The following is a 3,608-nucleotide window of genomic DNA, read 5'->3' as shown; positions in this document are numbered from 1 at the left end:
GCACCATCCAGAAACTGCCGGTACTCGAAGACGGTACCGCCCAGTTCACGGAGCAGATCCGAATACTTCCCCGCGGTAGCCGCACCACCGTCCATGGTCTCGTGATTGGCGCTCTCGGGGGGCGCCTACAGCGTCGACCAAGGCTGGCGCAGAGCAGGAAAAAACTAGTGGCCCAAGGAGGAACCCACGCAGGAGGAAGCCGAGCATCTCATCGCAGGCGGGCCCGTCGATGTCTTGCTCGCCCACGATGTACCGGCCTCCGTTCCTATGAAGGGCGAATTCGACCTGCCCCCGCACATTGCGGAGCGAGCTGAGGAAACAAGGCGGTTGCTGGACTCCGTCATCGAACGCCTCCGGCCACCTGTGGTGTTTTGCGGCCATTGGCATCAACGCCGACAGCATTCGATGACGCATGCCGAGGGCACTGAGACGCGAGTGCATGTCCTTGGCAAGGAGCTGAACCGGGAGGGCAATGCCGTCCTCTTGAGATCGACCGACACCGGGTCCCTGGCGGTCGAACCGCTATTCGTCACAGGTCGGTGAGTAATCGCGATTCGTTGCTCAGCCATGTGAAGTTCACGTCGAGACCGACGAGAGGGAACTGTCCATGAGTCGGCAATCGGAAATTCGGTCGGCGCCGCCAGCGGAAAGCAGGTATCAGACGAACCATGGAGCGTCCAGATGCGGGGTGACCTAGTGGAGCACACGCCAAGTCGTGGTTTTCGTTGGTGAAGGTTCCGGATCGCCCCTCGACTCTTCATCTGCAACCGACAAGCCTGTCGTAGGAGGCGAAAGCTTCAGACCCCGGGCAACGTGAACCCACCTCGAAGGTGGCTGGGACTAAAGCAAGCTCACGGGCACCGCTGTGGTGTGGACTCGAACAGCAGTCTGGAAATGCCATGTACATTGAGACGAATCTCGCGGCTCCGTCTCAATTGAGTTGGCATCGACCCTTGTCAGAGGTTGCAAGGGTCGCCAGCTCCAGTGAGACCGGACACAGTCCTTCGTGCTCCCCTGGTGCTTGCATGGAGCGCTCGAGAGCGTCCTCCTTGTTCCGTCAAGCAGTCCTGCTCGAGGATGTATTTTACGTAACGTATCAGTCGGAGCCTCCGCCCAGTACGTCCACGTGCACGTGGTCGAGATGCCGCAGAATTTCGTTGCCGGGCTCAGGGGCGTCGTAATCGTGCCACCGCCCGCTAGAGGTGTGGACGCTCCAGAACCGGTCGTCGAAGATCACGTACTGGATGTCCAGGTCCTCGGCATGGGCGACGAGCCAGTGGGCCAGCATCCACCCCTCGCGCCGGTTCTCCTCGGTCACCGGACGGAAGAAGATGTCGATGGCCCGGCCATCGTAGTGCGTCGAATCAGCGCCATGCCCCTGACCGACTCCCCCCGGGGCGAACCCGCCCAGGCTCTGGTCACCGAATACCTCGGTCATCGCCTCGCGCAGCCGCTCAGCGCGCGGGGTCAAGCCGGTGCCGGTCAGCTGCTGCACCTGTAGGTCGGTGGCTGCTGAGCCCCGGCAGCTCAGACTGGGGCCGGCGTCTACGGAAGGACCCTCGGCCAATTGCTGAAGCACAGCCTCATCGATGCCGGAGGTGTCCGGGGCCTCCATCCCACGGGCCAGGAGCGCCACAGCCGTCGTGGCCAGCTGCGCTTTCTCCCGGTCGAGCTCGACCTCTCCCTCGGAGGTTTCGACGACGCACTCCGGGCGCTGCAGCAGCGAACCGCCCTCGGCGCGCAGGCCGCTCAGTGAGCCGGGCCCGAGAAGCACCAGCGCCGACGCGAGCATCCCGAGCAGGAGAAGGCCCAGGAGCAGCCGAAGCGGGCGGCGCCGGCCTCCCTGCGTCTCATTCTCCGTCATGAGTGCACGCGCGTGCCGCACGACGGTCTCATGGGTGCCGGTGACGGTGGCCCCAGGAGCCTGGGCGGGATTCCAGCGCAGAGTTCGGCGATTCTGTTGACGATGACGTCCCCTTTCATTGAATGGCAGCGCTCCAGCTGTCAGAGAGGAGGAACTGCTGAAGGTTTAATCGACGGTTGGGGTCGATAGTTCCCACGTGGCCGGGGTCGGCCCCACTCCCCTACCACTGGGATGACTTCTCCGAACGACGAAGCGTGCGATCATCCTGCGCAGGAACGGGCACTGCGGATGTTCGCCCTGTTTTCATGAAACGAGCATCAGGGGCCCGGGGGCCGCCTCGGTCAACGACGGCGGCGCTCAGGGTCGAGCCAGTAGTTGCTGAAGCCTGCGTCGTCGGGATTCACGTTGGTGGCGGGCGGGACGATCTCGTCGATCCGGTCCAGCGTCGCCTGGTCGAGTTCCACGGAGGCAGCATCGAGCTGCGACTCGAGCTGCTCCATGGTGCGGGGTCCGATGATCGCACTCGTGACCGCCGGATGCCGGAGCACGAACGCCAGAGCCAGGTGGACGAGCGGAACGCCAAGGTCGTCCGCCAAGGCTCCGAGCTGATCCGCCGCGTCGAGCTTGGCCGCGATCTTCGGGTCAGCCAGGTCGGGGGCCTCCTTCTGCGAACCGCGGCGCGTGGAGGGAAGGTCCCGGCCCTTGCGGTACTTCCCGCTCAGCCAGCCACCGGCCAGCGGACTCCACACGAGGGTCCCCATTCTGTGCCGGTGGGTGGTCGGAAGAAGGTCAGCCTCGATTCCACGCACGAGCATGGAGTAGGGCGGCTGCTCCGTCACGAAGCGCGCGGTGTGGTTCTGGCGTGAGGCCCATTGCGCCTCGACCACCTGGGAGGGCTGGAAGGTCGAGGAGCCGATATAGCGCACCTTGCCCTGCCGGACCAGATCATCCAGCGCCCCGAGCGTCTCTTCGACGTCGGTGTGCTCATCCGGTCGATGCATCTGGTACAGGTCGATGTAGTCGGTGCCCAGACGCCGCAGCGAGTCTTCGACGGCCCTCATGATCCATCGGCGGGNCCCGCCGCGGTAATTCGGTTGTTGCTTCATCCCGTTGAAGAACTTGGTGGCGATCACCAGGTCCTCGCGGCGGCCGTGCTGGGCGATCGCCTGCCCGAGGATCTCCTCCGACTCCCCGTACGCGTAGATATCGGCGCTGTCGAAGAAGTTGATCCCCGAATCGATCGCATGGCGGATGATCCGAATGGATTCCTGGTGGTCCTTGTTCCCCCAGTTCCCGAACATCATGGTGCCGAGGCAGAGGCGGCTGACCTCCACTCCGGTGCGGCCGAGGGAGGTGGTGGGCTGCGTGGAATCTCGTTCGGACATGGAGCTCATGCTACGCCCGGCGGGGGCGGTGCCGGAGGTTCCGGACATGGCCCGGAGCCGGGAGGTATCTCCCGGCGATCACCAGGTCCTCGCGGCGGCCGTGCTGGGCGATCGCCTGCCCGAGGATCTCCTCCGACTCCCCGTACGCGTAGATATCGGCGCTGTCGAAGAAGTTGATCCCCGAATCGATCGCATGGCGGATGATCCGAATGGATTCCTGGTGGTCCTTGTTCCCCCAGTTCCCGAACATCATGGTGCCGAGGCAGAGGCGGCTGACCTCCACTCCGGTGCGGCCGAGGGAGGTGGTGGGCTGCGTGGAATCTCGTTCGGACATGGAGCTCATGCTACGCCCGGCGGGG

3 protein-coding genes are annotated in these 3,608 nt (G+C 64.5%); all 3 read right to left on the bottom strand.

The features are described 5' to 3' along the window. Nucleotides 1-1,096: 1,096 nt before the first annotated feature. Nucleotides 1,097-1,864, bottom strand: coding sequence for a VldE C-terminal domain-containing protein (locus Y705_RS0111165; protein ID WP_026532913.1), 768 nt, complete (start codon nucleotides 1,862-1,864; stop codon nucleotides 1,097-1,099). A 341-nt stretch (nucleotides 1,865-2,205) separates the two neighbouring features. Then, nucleotides 2,206-3,249, bottom strand: coding sequence for an aldo/keto reductase (locus Y705_RS0111160; RefSeq protein WP_026532912.1), 1,044 nt, complete (start codon nucleotides 3,247-3,249; stop codon nucleotides 2,206-2,208). A 10-nt stretch (nucleotides 3,250-3,259) separates the two neighbouring features. Beyond that, the gene (locus tag Y705_RS0111155) at nucleotides 3,260-3,583 is read right to left on the bottom strand and encodes an aldo/keto reductase (protein ID WP_049822632.1); all 324 of its coding nucleotides are present in this window, start codon (nucleotides 3,581-3,583) and stop codon (nucleotides 3,260-3,262) included. Between the last annotated feature and the right edge of the window lie 25 nt (nucleotides 3,584-3,608).

The sequence above is a fragment of the Arthrobacter sp. H41 genome, from assembly GCF_000520535.1.
In the GTDB taxonomy this organism is placed as follows: Bacteria; Actinomycetota; Actinomycetes; order Actinomycetales; family Micrococcaceae; genus Arthrobacter_D.
This window is presented reverse-complemented; position numbering and strand designations above follow the sequence as displayed.

Excerpts from the sequence above, each read along its gene's own strand:
- Y705_RS0111165 (WP_026532913.1), bottom strand. The coding sequence starts at position 1,864 with ATGACGGAGAATGAGACGCAGGGAGGCCGGCGCCGCCCGCTTCGGCTG.
- Y705_RS0111155 (WP_049822632.1), bottom strand. The coding sequence starts at position 3,583 with ATGTCCGAACGAGATTCCACGCAGCCCACCACCTCCCTCGGCCGCACC.